The 17,652-nt window shown below is 31.3% G+C and carries 13 protein-coding genes and 1 pseudogene; 10 read left to right on the top strand and 4 right to left on the bottom strand.

Going from position 1 to position 17,652, the window contains the following annotated elements; genetic code table 11:
• Positions 1-129 precede the first annotated feature (129 nt).
• Positions 130-516: a pyridoxamine 5'-phosphate oxidase family protein gene (locus HYG85_RS02895; protein ID WP_212692205.1), complete on the top strand. Its 387-nt coding sequence runs from the start codon at positions 130-132 to the stop codon at positions 514-516.
• 303 nt (positions 517-819) lie between these two features.
• A complete protein-coding gene (locus HYG85_RS02890; RefSeq protein ID WP_212692204.1) occupies positions 820-1,932 on the top strand; it encodes a cohesin domain-containing protein in 1,113 nt (370 codons plus the stop codon).
• A 424-nt stretch (positions 1,933-2,356) separates the two neighbouring features.
• Here the strand turns inward: HYG85_RS02890 and HYG85_RS02885 are convergent, their stop codons facing one another.
• Both HYG85_RS02885 and ltrA (HYG85_RS02880) read right to left on the bottom strand, forming a co-directional pair.
• A complete protein-coding gene (locus HYG85_RS02885) occupies positions 2,357-3,580 on the bottom strand; it encodes an IS256 family transposase (protein WP_212691844.1) in 1,224 nt (407 codons plus the stop codon).
• 251 nt (positions 3,581-3,831) lie between these two features.
• Positions 3,832-5,244: a group II intron reverse transcriptase/maturase gene (gene ltrA / locus HYG85_RS02880; protein ID WP_212692203.1), complete on the bottom strand. Its 1,413-nt coding sequence runs from the start codon at positions 5,242-5,244 to the stop codon at positions 3,832-3,834.
• Between the two features lie 786 nt (positions 5,245-6,030).
• Between ltrA (HYG85_RS02880) and ltrA (HYG85_RS02875) the strand changes: the two genes are divergently transcribed.
• Positions 6,031-7,533: a group II intron reverse transcriptase/maturase gene (gene ltrA / locus HYG85_RS02875; protein ID WP_244971266.1), complete on the top strand. Its 1,503-nt coding sequence runs from the start codon at positions 6,031-6,033 to the stop codon at positions 7,531-7,533.
• A gap of 139 nt (positions 7,534-7,672) precedes the next feature.
• On the opposite strand, the gene HYG85_RS02870 is transcribed toward ltrA (HYG85_RS02875), so the two are convergent.
• On the bottom strand, positions 7,673-8,665 hold the full coding sequence (locus tag HYG85_RS02870; protein WP_212692202.1) for a diaminopimelate dehydrogenase: 993 nt from the start codon (positions 8,663-8,665) through the stop codon (positions 7,673-7,675).
• Positions 8,666-9,109: 444 nt separating this feature from the next.
• Here HYG85_RS02870 and HYG85_RS02865 point away from each other — a divergent pair, with 444 nt between their 5' ends.
• From HYG85_RS02865 to HYG85_RS02845, 5 genes are all read left to right on the top strand, one after another.
• The gene (locus HYG85_RS02865; RefSeq protein WP_212692201.1) at positions 9,110-9,601 is read left to right on the top strand and encodes a flavin reductase family protein; all 492 of its coding nucleotides are present in this window, start codon (positions 9,110-9,112) and stop codon (positions 9,599-9,601) included.
• 212 nt (positions 9,602-9,813) lie between these two features.
• On the top strand, positions 9,814-11,040 hold the full coding sequence (locus HYG85_RS02860; RefSeq protein WP_212692200.1) for a MerR family transcriptional regulator: 1,227 nt from the start codon (positions 9,814-9,816) through the stop codon (positions 11,038-11,040).
• A gap of 225 nt (positions 11,041-11,265) precedes the next feature.
• Positions 11,266-11,631 carry a flavodoxin family protein gene (locus tag HYG85_RS02855; protein ID WP_212692199.1) on the top strand — a complete coding sequence of 122 codons (366 nt, stop codon included), beginning with the start codon at positions 11,266-11,268 and terminating at the stop codon, positions 11,629-11,631.
• Positions 11,628-12,275 (top strand): NAD(P)H-dependent oxidoreductase, encoded by a 648-nt coding sequence (locus HYG85_RS02850; RefSeq protein ID WP_212692198.1) that lies wholly within the window; start codon positions 11,628-11,630, stop codon positions 12,273-12,275. The genes HYG85_RS02855 and HYG85_RS02850 overlap by 4 nt, the downstream gene beginning before the upstream one ends.
• 82 nt (positions 12,276-12,357) lie before the next feature.
• The gene (locus tag HYG85_RS02845; protein ID WP_212692197.1) at positions 12,358-13,596 is read left to right on the top strand and encodes an IS256 family transposase; all 1,239 of its coding nucleotides are present in this window, start codon (positions 12,358-12,360) and stop codon (positions 13,594-13,596) included.
• Positions 13,597-13,772: 176 nt separating this feature from the next.
• On the opposite strand, the pseudogene HYG85_RS02840 reads toward HYG85_RS02845, so the two are convergent.
• A pseudogene (locus HYG85_RS02840) lies at positions 13,773-15,400 on the bottom strand (IS1182 family transposase).
• Positions 15,401-15,604: 204 nt separating this feature from the next.
• On the opposite strand from HYG85_RS02840, the gene HYG85_RS02835 reads away from it, so the two are divergent.
• Both HYG85_RS02835 and HYG85_RS02830 read left to right on the top strand, forming a co-directional pair.
• On the top strand, positions 15,605-16,477 hold the full coding sequence (locus tag HYG85_RS02835) for an AraC family transcriptional regulator (RefSeq protein ID WP_113671579.1): 873 nt from the start codon (positions 15,605-15,607) through the stop codon (positions 16,475-16,477).
• An 80-nt stretch (positions 16,478-16,557) separates the two neighbouring features.
• Entirely contained in the window at positions 16,558-17,607 is a 1,050-nt protein-coding gene (locus HYG85_RS02830) for a uroporphyrinogen decarboxylase family protein (RefSeq protein ID WP_212692196.1), read from the top strand.
• Positions 17,608-17,652 lie beyond the last annotated feature (45 nt).

The following is a 17,652-nucleotide window of genomic DNA, read 5'->3' as shown; positions in this document are numbered from 1 at the left end:
ATTTAAGTATGTAATTTATGATTACTTTGAGCGTAAAAAAATATGAATTGTACAAGATGCATTGTCACGTTTAAGAAAGTGAAAATATAATTAGAAAAAAACCAAAAAATAAAAAAGGAGATTAATATTATGAGTAAAGAATTAAATTTTATTAAGGAAAACCCTATGGGATTCTTAGCAACAGTAGATGAAAATGGAAAGCCTAGAGTAAGAGGCTTTGGAATTATGATTACCGAGGATAATAGAATACTTTTCGGTACATCAAACAAGAGAAGGACTATTAAGCAGCTAAAAGTTAATCCTTATGCAGAATGGATAACAAAGTCTAAAAATTCATCAACACTGAGAATAAGTGGCGATGTGGTTATTGAAGAGGACATGCAAATTAAATTAAACACTATTGAAAACAATCCAGTGATAAAAAAACTTTATGTTGGAAGAGAAGATGAATTTGAAATGTTTTATCTTGACAACGTTGAATATGACTGGTTTGAAATGATAATACCAACTAAATAGAATCTTTAAATATATTTAAGGATTTTAGTAAGTGTAATGAAAGAAACTGGGCAGTTGTAAAATAGACAGCCCCAACAAAAGTCAGTATAATTCGTAAGAGTTATGCTGGCTTTTCAATATAAATGTAATTTTAAATATAGTTTATAATGATTAATTAAATATTTTATAGTGTCAAGTGTTATTTTATTTTATAAAGTTTGTAAATTCGACAGAAATTACTTTTGTTCGACATGCAAAATAGTATATACTAAGTAAGATAAAACAATAGCTTTATTCGTATATAAACTATATGGAGGTAAAAAAATGAAAAAATTTAGAATTATGTTAGTGGTAGTAATATTACTATTCGTTTGTAATATTAATCTATATGCTGCATCTTTAGGAAGTAAGTTATTAACACCTACAGAGGGATGGAAAAGGGTTAATGATTCAGATTCAAGAATAAGTTATATTGGAGAATTGTATTATACAAATTGGAGTCATGGTACAGTATATGATGGAGATATTCATGGACAGACAAGTCCTGACCAACAGCAAATTTGTTTTAACTTCACAGGAACTAAAATAAGAACTTATGGAGTTGGATATTCTGGGATGAATAATGGTAATATGATAATTATTGATGGTGTAGAATATGAAATGGCAAATTGGAGTCAGTTACCAAATAATGATATGGGGCTTACATTTGAAAAAACTGACCTTGAAGATAAAGAACATTATGTAAAAATAGTAGGTAACGGTAGTGAAAGGATGTATTTTGATTGTGTAGATATTGATGAAAATGCACAGTTAAAATCGTATAATGAAAATGTTATTATTGAACCTTCACTAGATATAGAATCAGTTAGCAAAATTAAAGAAGGACAAGAACTTGTTGCAGATATTGTTATACATAATGTATCAGATATTTATGCAGAAGATATAAAAATTAAATATGATGCAAATTTATTCCAGTATGTTGGATATGAGAATGTAGAAGGTCTTGAAGTTTATAATAGTCCAGAAGATAAAAATGGAGAGCTACGCTTTATTATCGCTAGCAAAGGTAAAGAAAATGTAGCAAAAGATAATACAATTATTATAAAGTTAAATTTCAAAGCAACAAAAGCTGGGGAAGGATTAATTGATATTACGCAAGGGCATATTGCAAATATTAATGAAGAATTTGATATTGAAGAAAAAAAATGTGGAGAAAAGAATATTATTATTGAGGAAGTAAAAGATGTGAATTTAAATGGAGAATTTACATTGATTGATTTAGCAATTGATGGGTATTATTATGGTATGAGTGCTGCTGATACAAATACAACAAAATATCATGCTGATGTAGATGATAATGGAGATATCCAAGATGTTGACTTGAAATTAATTGTATGTGAATTATTATCAAATTCAAATTATGAACCAAACAATTAAACTATAATAATGTAAAAAGAATAAAGCTATAATAAGCATTGATTCAATGATATAAATTAAAGATAATCTAGTTAAGGAACTGGACTTGTTTCAGTTTTTTTATAGATGGTAGTGTCACACTAAGTGTGTAAAAATCCATCCTAGCTATGTACGGCTGGGGTGGTTATTTTTATATTTATTAATAATATTCCCATAATTTAGCTGTATTATGACAATACTATAATAGTATCATTTTTGGGGTGCAAAATCTCTAGAATTAACACTGTTTAGTGAACGTTTTTACATGCTAAACTCTTTATATGATGGGAAATTAATATATTCTGTTTCATTTTTGGGTCCCATCAGCACTTACTAAATGCATGTAAAATTTACGAAGTAAAGGTGGAGATTTATACTACCTTTACTTCGTAAAAGTGAACGGTAGTTAGCCAATATAAGGTGTTATACGTTCATTATATAAAATGGTTAATTGATTGAGTATTTTATCCCAACCTCGATACCTTTGTGTCCATTTTTTGGTAGCTTTATCTGTAGCTAAAAAAAGCATTTTTTGTAAGGATGTATCTGTTGGAAAAATACATTTGCTCTTTGTTACTTTACGATATTGCCTATTAAGATTTTCAATAACATTTGTTGTATACATAATACGCCTGATGTCATCTGGGAATTTAAAAAATGGACACAATACATCCCAATTTTTTCTCCAACTCGTTAACGCATGAGGATATTTAGCTCCCCATTTATCTTCTAATTCATCAAGCTTTAATAAAGCTAAATCTTCTGATGAAGCACGATAAACCTCTTTGAAATCTCTTGTAAATTCTTTGTAATCTTTATAGGATACAAACTTGAATGAATTTCTTAATTGATGTATGATACAACGCTGTATTTCTGCTCGTGGATAAACTGTTTGGATAGCTTCTTTCATACCAGAAAGCCCATCTACAGAGAAGATAAGGACATCTTTAACTCCTCGTGAAGATAATTGATTAAGAATGTTTAACCAGAATTTAGAGCTCTCGTTTTCACCTATCCAGATACCTAATACATCCTTCATACCATCTAGGTTAACACCAATGATCACATAAGCTGCTCGATTGATAACGCGTCCTTCGGTTCTTACTTTAAAGTGAATTGCATCCATAAAAACAAAAGGGTATATAGGTTCTAAGGGTCTTCCTTGCCATTCTTTAATTGTTGGTATTAGCTTATCCGTTATTCTACTTACCATATCTGCCGAAACATTTATTCCATAGAGTTCATTCATTTGTTCATGAATATCTCTTGTGGACATACCACGAGCATAGAGACTTATGATTTGTTTCTCAATATCTGAAATATCTTTTTTCCGTTTAGGAACAATCTTAGGTTCAAAATCAGCATTTCGGTCTCTAGGCACATCAATATCTATTTCACCTAGAGAAGAACGAACTTTCTTTTGAGAATAACCATTTCGATAGTTGGATTTAGGTTGGTCATGATCGTAACGTTCGTAGCCTAGAGTTTCATCCATCTCGTTTTCAAGCATTTCTTGAATAACATCCCTAAACATATTTTTTAGAGCACCCATAATATCTTGTGGAGTTTTGATATCATTGTTTTCAATTATTGATTGTGCTTGTTCTTTAGTAATAAGATTATTTGCCATAATAAAATCTCCTTCCTGGCATTTTTATTTAGATTTTAGCCAGGTTGGAGATATTTTACACACTTTTTAGGACATTCTCTTATAGATTATTCTTTGGCTAGGATAAGTCTCTTTATGTATTTTTTATAAAATATTATAAAATTAACTAGAGGGGTATTTTTTTTGAAAATTTATCGAGTAGGAGGAATATCATTAATTGATATTCCGACCTCTCACACCACCGTACGTACCGTTCGGTATACGGCGGTTCTCTAGTTTTCACATATTTTCAAGTAATAATGAGTCATGGTCATATAACCTAGATTTACTATTTCTTTGTTTGTAAGCACACTATTTAGCATCATTGTTGAACGCCATGTCCCTTTCCTACAATTAGCCATTTCATGTACTTTCCATAAGGGTAAGTTATATTTTCTTATCATTCTATATCTAGTTTTTACTCTCTTCCATTGTTTCCAGTAGATTGCTCGGATTCTTCTCCTTAGCCATTCATCTGTTCTTTTGAGGATTCCTTTCATATCTGCTAGTCTATAGTAATTCAACCAACCAATTATATATTGTTTTAATTTTAGGATTCTGTACTCATTTCCCCAACCATTACTTTTCTTTGTCAGTTCTTTGAGTCTATGCTTCATTTTATTTATGCTTTTCTTGTGTACTCTTAACCTACACTTCCCTTTGTATCTATAAAATGTATATCCTAAAAATTTTACTTTGCTCACATGTGCTACTACTGTTTTATCTGTATTTACTTTCAAGAATAGCTTCTTTTCTATAAATACTATTATCGATTTTAGTACTCTCGTAGCTCCTCGTTTGCTTTTACAAAATATCATTAGGTCATCTGCATATCTTACGTATCGATGCCCTCTTTTAGTTAATTCTTTATCCAACTCATTTAGCATTATATTACTTAATAATGGACTGAGTGGTCCACCTTGTGGTACTCCTTTTTCTGTTTTCTCAAACATTCCATTATTTATTACTCCTGCATTTAGATATTTATGTATAATCGATATTATCTTATTATCTTTTATTGTTCTTGATAATATTTCAATTAGTTTACTTTGGCATACCATGTCAAAAAATTTCTCTAAGTCCATGTCTACCACGTATATGTATCCCTCGTCTACATTTTTACAGCATTTCTTTAGTGCTCCATGAGCACTTTTATTAGGTCTGAATCCATAGCTATTTTCTGAAAACTGCTTTTCATAGATTGGTGATAATACCCCTGTTATTGCTTGTTGTATTACTCTATCTACTACTGTTGGTATTCCTAGTTTTCTTACTTTACCCTTTTCTTCTTTTGGTATTTCTACTCTACGGACTGGATTAGGCTTATATTTACCTTCTCTTATTTGCTTGATTAAGGCTGTTTTGTTATCTTTAAGAAACGTTAGAAGTTCATCTACGCTCATCTTATCAATTCCTCCACTACCTTTATTTGATTTTACTTTCTTATATGCCTTATTTAGGTTATTTCGTTCTAAAATCTTCTCTAGCAATTCCGCCTCTTGAAAATCTGTGATAAGATGGTTGTTTTCAGCAATCTTCTCATGAATCAACACTTCTACATACTCTTTCGATTCCGTCGATACCATTTGTAGATAGTCTTTCTTATGAAGTTTTCTGTTTTTAGCTCCATGATTAGTTACTTTCATTTACTCATCTCTCCTAAAGTTCCATCCTTCCTCTAACATTTGCAACTGTTAAAGTACTATGATTTCTGCTGACTTCTTACGGTAAATCTTGTTTCAACCATAACTACGAATGTTATATCGTTTGTGTTATGTCCGTAAGATCTCCCCAGGTAAGTACACAATCTTCCTCTCCATATATCTGCCATATATACAGTTACTATTTCCGAGTAGTTATTGGACTTTGACTTGTTTGGCAGCCTTATCCATAGCAACTGCCTGATATGATTTCTGTTCGTCAGACCAGAGATTTGCCCTCCGACTTCCTTCAGATTCCTTGTCACCAAGGACACCCTTGTCATTGGCTATACGCTTACCACTACTAGGTCGCGTTAGGGACTCTAACCCTTAAGATTGTGCCCATGCTGGGCACACCAAAAAAATACTGTAATCTATTAATAAAGATTACAGCATTTCTATAAGTGCGCCCAGCATGGGCGCAATCTTAAGGGTTAAAGTCCCTAGCATGTCCTAGTAGTGGAAAGTGCATAGCCTAAGACAAGGGTGTCGTGAGTGATTGCGAATCTGAAGGAAGTCTGAGGGCAAATCTCTGGTCTGACGAACAGAAATCACATAAAAGGCATCTTTTGTGGATAAGACTGCTTAACAAGTCGAAGTCCAATAACTACTCAAAAACAAAAGATGTAAATGTGGCAGATAGATGGAGAGGAAGATTGCGCTCTTACCTGGGGAGATCTGATAGATAAGTTGTGGAAATGAATGTTGAAATAACAACCCATACAGTGATGTATGGCTGAACTATCAGAAGTCAGCAGAGGTCATAGTACTAAGTCATGCTATAGAATGACTAGGAAGGACCGAACGATAGGAGGTTTTGAAGAATTGAAAGAAACAGAGAAATACGTTAAAAGCAGACAACTTCATAAAGAAGACTATTCTCTAGAGAGTAAAGTGGAACTGGATGGTAAAGAGAAAGTGCATAGTATTTCACTGACGTCTGATAGGAAGCAAAACGACGAAAATGTATATACTAGTGCGTTATTAGAAAGAATTCTTGACAAAGACAACATGAACGAAGCCTTTAAAAGAGTCAAGAAAAATAAAGGAAGCCATGGAATTGATAAATTAACAGTAGATGAACTTCTAACTTATTTACAAGAACATGGTGCTGACTTGAAGGAATCGATACTAGAGGGGAAGTATATTCCCCAACCTGTTAGAAGGGTAGAAATACCAAAAGACAATGGGAAGAAAAGGCAATTAGGCATACCAACAGTAGTAGACCGAGTTATCCAACAAGCAATAGCCCAAGTGTTAAGTCCAATATTTGAAGAAATATTTTCAGAATATAGCTATGGATTTAGACCTAATAGAGGCTGTCATGATGCTTTGAAACAATGTAAAACATATATTAATGATGGTTATAGATATGCAATAGATTTAGATTTAGAGGCATATTTTGACACAGTTAACCATGATAAGTTAATAGGATTAATCTATAAACAAGTCAAGGATGTTAGAGTTATAAGTTTGATAAGGAAATATCTACAAGCAGGTGTTATGAAAGATGGTGTCATCAGTAAACCACCAAAAGGTGTGCCTCAGGGCGGAAATTTATCGCCATTATTGAGTAATATCATGCTAAATGAGTTAGATGTGGAATTAGAAACAAGAGGTTTGCGATTCGTAAGATATGCAGATGACTGTAATATTTATGTGAAAAGTTTGAAAGCAGCACATCGTGTCATGGCAAGTATCACAAAGTTTATTGAAGGAAGACTCAAGTTGAAAGTGAATCAAGAAAAAAGTAAAGTTGGTAGACCATGGAAACTGAAATTTTTAGGCTATTCATTCTACTGCGTAAAAGGTGGAGTGGATTTTAGAGTACATGAAAAGTCAATACGAAAGTTGAAGGAGAAAATAAAGTATCTGACAGGCAGAAGTAGAATAGGAAATATAAAAGCAACCTATATAAAAATTAAACAAGTGATAGTAGGTTGGATTAACTATTTTAAACTGGCAAAAATGAAAGATAAAATGCGACAATTGGACGAATGGTTAAGAAGTAGACTTCGCATGTGCTATTGGAAACAATGGAAGAAAATCAAAACCAAGTATAAGAATCTTAGAAAACTAGGTATTGATGAAGGAAAAGCATGGGAGTTTGCAAATACAAGAAAAGGTTATTGGCGAACAGCCCATAGCCCAATCTTATCAAAAACCATAACTAATGCAAAGCTAAAGAAATCAGGATTAGTGTCTTTAACTGAAATATATGCACAAGTATGTTAATTCTTATTGAACCGCCAAGTACCGAACGGTATGCTTGGTGGTGTGAGAGGTCGGTCATTCAATTAATGAATGACCCCCTACTCAATTAGACATTATTATACTTTTATTGAAACAAGTACCTCTTCTATATTCTATAGAATTATAGCAATTGCTTTCTTAATTCTTCACCAGATTTAGGTGATAAGTAAGCTAGTGGAATATCAAAAACAGTTTTTGCTCCAGTAGCCCCTTCGTTACTCAATCTATGGATAGCACGTGCATAAGCAACTAAAACGCTTCCAGTAAGTTCAGGATTACTATCTAATTTTAATGAGAATTCAATGATTTGATTATGTTTGTTATCTTCTCCAGTTTTACCACTGCGGATTACAAATCCACCATGAGGCATTTCTGAATGGTTAGCTTTCAATTCCTCTTCACTGATGAAAGTAACATTAGTATCGTAATCAGAGAAATAGTTAGGCATTGTTTTAATCTCATTTTCTATCTTAGCTTTGTCTGCACCTTCTTTTGCTACAACATAACAATCTCTAATGTGTTTTTCACGAGTAGTAAGTTCAGGATTCTCACCAGATCTAACTTTTTCTAAAGCGCTGTCAATAGGAATAGTGTATTGAACTGCACCTTGTACACCTTCTATTCTTCTGATTGCATCAGAATGACCTTGGCTTACACCACGACCCCAGAAAGTATAATCATTACCTTCAGGTAGAACACATTGGGATAATAATCTATTCATTGAGAATAAACCTGGGTCCCATCCAACTGAAATAATACTTAGATTATTATTTGATTTTGCTGCTTCGTCAACTGCTTCAAAGTATTCAGGAATCTTAGCGTGAGTGTCGAAACTATCAACTGTATTGAACATTTTTGCAAACTGAGGACCTTGTACAGGAAGATCTGTAGCTGAACCACCACAGAGAATTAATACGTCAATATCATCTTTATATTGCTCTGCATCAGCAATAGATAATACTTTTACACTGTTATCAGCAACTACTAAAGTTTTTGGGTCTCTTCTTGTAAAGATAGCAGCCAATTGCATATCAGGATTCTGCTTAATTGCAAATTCAACGCCTCTTCCTAGGTTTCCGTATCCAACAATACCAATTTTAATTATGTTTTTCATATGTACCTCCTTGATTTATGTTAAATTATTTATATAAACGTAGCTGACTTTATTGCTTGTGACATATGATGCTTCACTATAAAAATGCAACATAGTCATTTTTCTTCTATAAAAAATTATACAATGATAAACTATAAAAGTAAATAAAAAATTTTATTTCCTGCAATTATTTCAATTATCAAATTAGTACAATTTAAATAATGACATCCAATATCAATTATTAATTGGTATTATTTAACTAGTAAATCTACTGAAAAATATAATAAAATTTTAACTAATATAACGAAGTTAAATGGATATCTACCTATTTGAATAAATCTAGCTTATATAATATGAGAAATTATGGATAAAATACAAATTGACAATAAATATCTTAAGGAGTAACATTATAGTTAAAGTAAAATAATATTTACTCATTTTAATTAGAAAAGGAGTTATTATAATATGAACAAAAAACAATTCGTAACAAAATCCAGTTTACAACCTGCACCTAAGGTATTAGTATCTTGTAGAGATAAAGATGGTAAGGATAATGCTCTTGCTGTTGGTTATTGTGGTAACTGCAGCTATGATCCACCAATGGTTATGGTTGGAATCGTTCCATCAAGACACTCATACCAAATGGTAAAAGATACTAAATGTTTTGTTGTAAACTTACCAACAAAAGATTATCAAAAAGAATTTGATTATTTAGGTAGCGTAAGTGCAAGAGACGAAGATAAATTAGCTAAGATGAATATAAAAACAGCTGATGCTAGCAAAGTTAATGCACCTATATTAGTAGATTGTCCAGTAAATATTGAATGTACTGTTGTTGATTCAATAATGACAGGTTCACATGAAATGTTTATAGGAAAGATTGAAAATATTAATGCAGATGAAAATATTGTGAATGAAGATGGAAGTATAGATTATTCTAAGTTGGATTTAATTTAATACATATTTTATAAAAAAGCACCTATAAGTTTGGATAAGATTATTATGATATTTTACCAAATTGGTGCTTTTTTATTTTAGGTGTAAACATCGTCAAACTACCACAAAATATGCTTACAATTGAAAAATAATGTTAAAGTATGATATGATTAGAATGGTTTTAAATGGAATTGTCTTAATTAAGTATTTCTAGAGAAATAGAGGTATATTTGATGAGAATAGGTATGTTTGCAAAATTAAATAATCAAAGTATAGACACAATTAGATATTATATAGGACTAAATCTAATTCATCCATTTCGTAAGGGAAGATACTATTATTTCGGTAAAGAACAACAAAAAGAATTGGATGAGTTATTATATTTAAAAAAAATGAGATTTACATTACAAGAGATTAAGAAAATTACTTTAATCAAGCAATTAAACAAAATAAAAACAGTGACGAAGAGTAATTATATAAAAGATATATTGTTACAGAAAAGAGAGTCAATAGAATTAGAAATAAATGATTTGAATAGGATTATCCAAGCACTTGATGATGAAATTAAAACAATAGATGAAAAACAAAATATAAACCTGAAACAAAAGGGGGTAGCATTTAAAAATTTAGAATATATATGCTGCCCTAAGTGTGGTAAACCCATTGAAATAAGTAAAGGTGTGTTAAAAAATAATTCTATTTATGAAGGATTAAGTGTATGTGATTGTGGTTATTCTATTTCTATCAGAGAAGGTATTATTATAACAAAACATGATGATGATAATATTATTGAACCGTTTATTAAGTATAATAATCCAATAGATACAACTATTAATGATTTACCCCAATCATATATTGATTTTATGATGAGCTCTACCAAAGAGATTGTGCAGATACTTATTGAAAAGAATTTATCTGATAAAATACTTTGTTTCATGAAATCAGGTTTAGGATTATTGGAGATAAATTTACTAGAACGAACGCAGAATATAAAATTAATGATGTTAATTGATGATGATTTTAATAAACTTAAAATTGCTAAAACATCGATAGAGTCTAAGTTTCCTAATGCCAATATTATCTATGTTTGTAGTGAGCTTTTTGATTTGCCATTTAAGAAGAAATCTGTGGATATAGGTATAGACTTTTATGCTTCATTTGTTAACGGTTTTAGATGGGAATATAATATATATGAATATATAATTCCAATTTTAAAAGACAGAAGTAGTATTATAGGTTTATATCTATATTTTAAATCCTTTAATATGTTGACAAGGTTGGATTGTGCTAGAAGAAAGTTGTTTGATAGTATTACAATATCAGATATCATTGAGGGGAATAATTATAAACAAAATAAAATCTATGATGAAACCATACTTTTAGAAGGGGAGAATATAAATGGGTTTTTCATTGAAGGAGATAAAGTTAATTCAAGAATTATGGTTTTTGAAAGAGATTAAAATTAGTATGGAGATGACTCAATACTAATTTTTTTATAATACTAATTTAGTTAAAAATGGTATTTGTATGGAGTAGCCTTAACATTTTATAATTAATTTATTAATAAAGACGAGGTGAAATATGAAAACAGTAGTAATAAGAGAATGTAGCAATATTAAATTAGACTCTAGTTATGAGTTGAATTTGGATACGTTTAATCCAAAAGATTGTACAGGATGTTGGAGTTGTTGGTTAAAACTCCTGGAAAGTGTATTTTTAGAGATTTAGATCAATTTCATAGAAAATATCTTGAAGCAGATAAGGTTATAATCTTTTCTCAAATAAAAAAAGGTTTCATAAGCGGTAAGATGAAGACGATAATAGATAGATTAATATGCCATTATCTACCTTATATAGAAATATCTAAAGAAGGGTCTAACCACCTAGCTAGATATAATAAATATCCCGATATAGAATTTTACTATGAAGGTAATTTTTCCATGAAAAATGGTAAACAAATCCTTGAAGATTATATTATAAGGACATTCACTCAATATCGTTCTAAAAACATCATGGTTAAGGATATTAATACTTGGGGGGCAACAAAATGAAAACTATAATTATTAACGGATCACCTAAGGGTAAGAATGGCAATACAGAAATATTCATTGAGAATTTTACTAAGAAAATACATAGTGATGTAGTTGTAAAACGAATTATTGAAGAGGATTATAAGATATTGTCTAATCAGGTTATGAAATATGATACAGTCATAATAGCATTACCATTATACATTCATGGTATGCCAGGGATAGTGATGAAATTTATTGAACATTTACATGTAAATGATACTAATAATCCTAAAAAAATTGGTTTTATACTTCAGTTTGGATTTTCTGAAGGATTTCAAGGAGAATATATTGAGAGATATTTTGAATCTATGTCAGAGGAATTAAATATGATCTATCTAGGTACGTTAATCAAACCTGAAGCAGCAGCAATTTATATGTTACCTAAAATATTTACATATAAATTATTTAAGCGATTGCAGAAGTTTGGCAAGATATATGATGAGACCAATACATTTGATAAAAGACTGATAACTAAAATAAAGCAACCTTATAAGATAAAAGGATTAAAACTAATTTTCTTTAAGGTATTAACAAATCTAGGATTAACTAACAAGATGTGGAACAAATTTCTAAAAGACAATAAAGCATATGAAAAAAGATTTGATAGACCCTATTCTATATAATAGTGAGTCTGTAAATAATTTTGTGTAAATAGCAATCCTTCTAGATTAATGATAAAATAAATATAATCTAGGAGGATTTTTTATGGCAAGAAAAAAACGATCACCAGAACGAGAAGCATTAATCAAACAACTTATTGCAGAGTACCAACCTAAAACAGCCCAGGATGCACATGATACGGTCAAAGACTTACTTGGGGATATGATTCAAGGTCTGCTTGAAGGAGAACTTGAAGATGAACTAGGTTACAGTAAGTATGACTACCACGAAAAGGAAACCAATAATAGTCGGAATGGCTATAGTAAGAAAACTGTTCGTTCATCTTCAGGAAATATTGAACTCGATATTCCTAGAGATCGAAACGGAGAGTTTGAACCTCAAGTCGTAAAGAAGTACCAAAGGGATGTCTCAAACATTGAAGATCAAGTCTTATCTATGTATGCCAAAGGCATGACTACGAGAGATATATCAACTCATCTTAAATCTGTTTACGGTGTTGATGCATCTGCGGAAATGATTTCTAGAATGACTAATAAAGTGCTACCAATAGCTAAAGAATGGCAAAACAGACCTCTTACTGAAAAATATGCCATCGTATTTATGGATGCGATTCACTACAATGTTCGAGAAAATAACGCCATTGTCAAGAAGGCTGTTTATATCGCTATCGGTATCAAGTTAGATGGCAAAAAAGAGGTTCTAGGGATGTGGATTGGTGGTAATGAAAGTGCTAAATACTGGTTAGGTGTACTTAACGAAATTAAGAATCGAGGTGTAAAAGATATTCTTATTATGTCTGTCGATGGGTTAAGTGGATTCGGTGATGCTATTCATGCAGTCTATCCCCAAACGGAAATACAAAGATGTATTGTACACCAGATTCGCTATTCAACAAGGTTTATTTCCTACAAGGATATCAAATCTTATATGAAGGATTTAAAGCTTGTTTATCAAGCTTCTACAGAAGATATTGCCTTACAACAGTTAGATGCATTAGAAGATAAATGGGGTAAGAAATATTCCAGTTCCATCAGCTCTTGGAGAAACAACTGGCCATCATTGTCCACGTATTTCAAGTATCCACTAGAACTCAGAAAGATAATCTATACGACAAATGCGATCGAAAATTTCAATAGGCAGTTACGAAAAGTAACCAAGACAAAATCAATCTTTCCAACAGATGATTCCTTGTTTAAATCCCTTTACTTAGCAATGATGGATATCACAGCTAAGTGGAAAGGAAAGCCACGTGAATGGCCTAAAATCATGGAGCAACTCTTCATCTATTTTGAGGATAGAATATCAACGGCGGATTTAGATTAATAATAATGGGGCTGTTGCATTAGCCAATAAAATTGGCTAATGCAAGCCTTTTTTTGTGCATTGATTAACTTCTTTGACAGCATATCTAATACTAATTTTCAAAAATGGGGTAATTTAATAGACGTTCCAATAAACGTATAAAATATATTGATTCTGTAAAATTTAAATACTAAAAACTATGCACTTTTCTTGACTGAATGTAGATATTTCCCTAGGCGACCATTTTGTATTTTTCGATGTAGTTTATTCATGTTATTTCCTAAGGCGAGAAAGATACTCTCAGCTAAAACATTCTGTGTACCACGGGTTAAATATCTTCTGAATCCCATATCCTGTTTGATTTGTGCAAAGGAGCCTTCTGCTTGAATACTTCTATTTATCCGCAACTCAATACCTTCATCACTAACTATCCGTACCAAATCCTCTTTTCGATATTTCATGAATTCTTTAGAAATCTCTAAGCGTTTGGTTCTTTCTTCTAACGGTGTTTTACAGTTGCGTCCTTTAATGCACTGGGCTTTATAATTACAATCTTTGCAATCTTCGCATTGATACTGGGTCTTTACCATCTGGTATCCTGTTCTACTTTTTCTGTTAATTGTACCTGTTACTTCTAGGCGTTTGCCATTCTTACAAATATAGGTATCTGTATCCTTTTCATAATCCATATTTTCTACACGGCTAATATCATTTTTGTATTTTCGCTTCTTTGATATTTCGTAGTTTGCAGGTTTTATAAAAGCTATCTGTCCATTTTTCTCTATAAATCCATAATTTTCTTCGCTTTCATATCCTGCATCAGCCACTATTTTTTTATATTTAAAATTTAGATGTTCTTCCATTTCTTTAAGGAAAGGCTTCAATGTTGTTGTATCTGTAGGCTGAGGACCTACTGTTACCCATGTAATATATTCCGCATCTACACCATGTTGTAGATTATACGCAGGTTTTAATTGCCCATTTTTCATGGCATCTTCTTTCATTCTCATAAAAGTTGCATCTTGATCCGTTTTTGAATAGCTATTTCTGCTACCTGAGATATATAGTTTTTTTGTATACTCTTTGATTTTATCAAGATAGTGTTCAACTTCCTCTATGGCTTTTTGCAATGGTGTCTTTCGTCTACCAGGACCATGAACAAACTCAATCTTCTCAATCTTTTTTATCACATACAGCTTCTTTCTAAGCTGTTTCAAGTGTTTGATTCTCACTTCATTTGAGTAGATGAGATTGATACCAAAGAGTTCTTCACAAGTAGCAACAAAGTCGGCTGCTTGTTGTAGTTTTCTAGCCATATGCCTTTTGACTGCCTTTTTCCATACAAAAGTATATTTGTTGGCATTGGCTTCAAGTTTGGTTCCATCAATAAAAATAGCTTCACCTGAAATTTCACCAAGGTCATATAAGAAATCTGTCACTTTAGCCATAATTGATTTGCTAACTGGGCAAAATGTAAGGTTTTAAATCTTGAAAGTGTAGTGTGATCTGGAGCACTTTTACCTTCCAAAAGAAACATAAAATTTATATCTCTTTGGCAGGCACGCTCCAATGGTCTAGAGGAATAAATGTTATTCATATAGCCATAAATCACAAGTTTTAGAAGTTGAGTTGGTGTCGCCTGATTTTCTCGTATCCGAGAATAAGTCTCATATAAATCTGATAAATCCAATTCCTCCACAAAATGACTTAGCAACCTAACCGAATCGTCTTCTGGTATTACGTATTCAATATTTAATGGGAGTTTTAATTGATATAATGTCCCATTCGTTGTATAATTTTTATGTAAGATTTTTTTACTAGTCATAATTAAATTTTACACTAAATCTTGGACTTTTTGTAGCCCAAGATTTTTTAAAATGGACAAAAATGGAGCTGTGCACTAATTATTTAGTGCAACAGCCCCTTTTCAGATTAGCTGGCATAATGTATCATATTATTATAAACAATCTTAAAAGGAAGATGAAAAGTTTTAAAAATATCATTTATATTGTTTGAGGAGAATCATATCATGAAACCTTACAAAGAAAACTTGATTTCACCAGAATTACCTTTTCCAGTAGAAATATTTATCCAAGACAATGAAAAATCAAATATTATTGTTAAGCCTCATTGGCATGATTGTATTGAAATATTATACATGATTCAAGGTACAGCATTGCAACAGATAAATGATAGGGTTTTAAAAGTTAATGTTAATGATATTATTCTATTAAACAATGGGGATATTCATGGTACATGGTGTGCTGCGGAGGATAAGACTAAAATATTAGTTGTAAAGTTCTTACCTGAAATGATAAGCAACATATCGAATATTTATGAATCCAAATATATAATTACCTTTTTACAGAGCGCGAATAAATATAAAGATGATTCTCCAAGAGTATTTCAAAGTACAGATGAACTAATTGATTTATTTATGGGGGCATATAATGAGTTCATTAATAAAAAAATGGGATATGAGATCTTTATAAAGGGATATATTTATCAAATGATTGCTATATTGATAAGAAATGATAATATAAGATTATTCCAACCAACTATCAAAGAAAATGAATTGATAGAAATCAATCCTTTGCTGAAATATATTGAACTCCATTACAAAGAGAATATAACTTTGGAAGAAGCCGCATCTATGGTTAATAAAAGCTATTATCATTTCTCTCGATTCTTCAAAAAAGCTACTGGGAGGAATTATAAAGAGTACATTGATTTTGTTAGGGTATGTGAGGCAGAGAAGCTTTTGATTTCAAAAGATATGAATATATCTCAAATCGCTTATGAAGTAGGGTATAATAATGTATCTAGTTTCAATCGTGTATATAAACGGATAAGAGGATATTCACCTAGTAAGATAAAAAAAGCAAAAACTGCAAAGAATTAAGCAAAAAGTAGATATATTTTAATCGCCTGTTGAGTTAATCTATAATTAGGAACTATAGATTAAAATAGGAGGTAATCAATATGAGTAAATTCGTTCCAGATTATAATAATATCTTGAATGCAGCAAATAATGTTAAGCCTGCAAGAATGCCATTGTATGAGCATATTATTTCAGATGAAAGAATGGAAAAGATTCTTAATAAAGAATTTGTTGAATTATTAAATGGAAATATAGCCGATAAAAGAGAATATATGAGAAACTATACAAATTTCTTCAAAGAAATGGGATATGATACAGTATCCATGGAAAGATGTATAGGACAGATAATGCCTGGTAGTGGTGCATTAGGAAACCACCAGCCTGGTGTTATTAAGACAAGAGAAGATTTTAATAAATATCCTTGGGCAGAGATACCAGATCTATTTTTTGATGCTTTTTCAGATGATTTTAAGTTATTAAGAGAAGAAATGCCACAAGGTATGAAAGCAATAGGGGGACCAGGTAACGGAGTTTTTGAATGTGTTCAAGACCTAGTAGGATATACTGAATTATGTTATATCTCAATTGATGACCCTGAACTCTATAAGGACTTGTTTAGTACAGTTGGTAAGACTATGTTTGCCATATGGGAAAGATTTTTGAAAGAGTTTGGAGATATTTATGCTGTATGTAGATTTGGTGATGATTTAGGATTCAAAAGTCAAACTTTAATATCTGCAGATGATATCAGAAATAATATAATACCTCAATATCAAAAGATAATTGCAGCAGTTCATTCTTATAATAAACCTTTTCTACTACATTCATGTGGACAAATCTTTGACGTTATGGATGACCTTATTAATGTAGCAAAAATCAATGCTAAACATTCTAATGAAGACCAGATAGCTCCATTCTCTGTTTGGGTAGAGAAATATGGAGATATAATTGGTAATTTTGGCGGAGTAGATACAGATGTCTTATGCCGCTGTAGTGAACAAGAAATAAGAGAGTATGTTAAAAACGTCATAAATTATTCTGTAGACCATAAAGGATTTGCTCTAGGTTCTGGAAACTCAATTCCAAGCTATGTACCAATTGAAGGGTATTTAGCAATGGTAGAGACTGCAAGAGTGTGCAGAGGAGAATAAGATTAATGTAAATAGACTCTGTTTAGCTGTAAGTGAAGTTTAGCT

It is taken from the genome of Vallitalea guaymasensis (genome assembly GCF_018141425.1).
Lineage (GTDB): Bacteria > Bacillota > Clostridia > Lachnospirales > Vallitaleaceae > Vallitalea > Vallitalea guaymasensis.
The sequence above is the reverse complement of the archived record's forward strand: the minus strand, read 5'-3'. Positions and strand labels throughout refer to the sequence as shown.

Bases quoted from the DNA above. Each gene is read 5' to 3' on its own strand.
- ltrA (WP_244971266.1), top strand. From the start codon at position 6,031: ATGGCTGAACTATCAGAAGTCAGCAGAGGTCATAGTACTAAGTCATGC.
- HYG85_RS02850 (WP_212692198.1), top strand. From the start codon at position 11,628: ATGAAAACTATAATTATTAACGGATCACCTAAGGGTAAGAATGGCAAT.
- HYG85_RS02870 (WP_212692202.1), bottom strand. From the start codon at position 8,665: ATGAAAAACATAATTAAAATTGGTATTGTTGGATACGGAAACCTAGGA.
- HYG85_RS02885 (WP_212691844.1), bottom strand. From the start codon at position 3,580: ATGGCAAATAATCTTATTACTAAAGAACAAGCACAATCAATAATTGAA.
- HYG85_RS02865 (WP_212692201.1), top strand. From the start codon at position 9,110: ATGAACAAAAAACAATTCGTAACAAAATCCAGTTTACAACCTGCACCT.
- HYG85_RS02895 (WP_212692205.1), top strand. From the start codon at position 130: ATGAGTAAAGAATTAAATTTTATTAAGGAAAACCCTATGGGATTCTTA.
- HYG85_RS02830 (WP_212692196.1), top strand. From the start codon at position 16,558: ATGAGTAAATTCGTTCCAGATTATAATAATATCTTGAATGCAGCAAAT.
- HYG85_RS02890 (WP_212692204.1), top strand. From the start codon at position 820: ATGAAAAAATTTAGAATTATGTTAGTGGTAGTAATATTACTATTCGTT.
- HYG85_RS02835 (WP_113671579.1), top strand. From the start codon at position 15,605: ATGAAACCTTACAAAGAAAACTTGATTTCACCAGAATTACCTTTTCCA.
- HYG85_RS02860 (WP_212692200.1), top strand. From the start codon at position 9,814: ATGAGAATAGGTATGTTTGCAAAATTAAATAATCAAAGTATAGACACA.
- ltrA (WP_212692203.1), bottom strand. From the start codon at position 5,244: ATGAAAGTAACTAATCATGGAGCTAAAAACAGAAAACTTCATAAGAAA.
- HYG85_RS02845 (WP_212692197.1), top strand. From the start codon at position 12,358: ATGGCAAGAAAAAAACGATCACCAGAACGAGAAGCATTAATCAAACAA.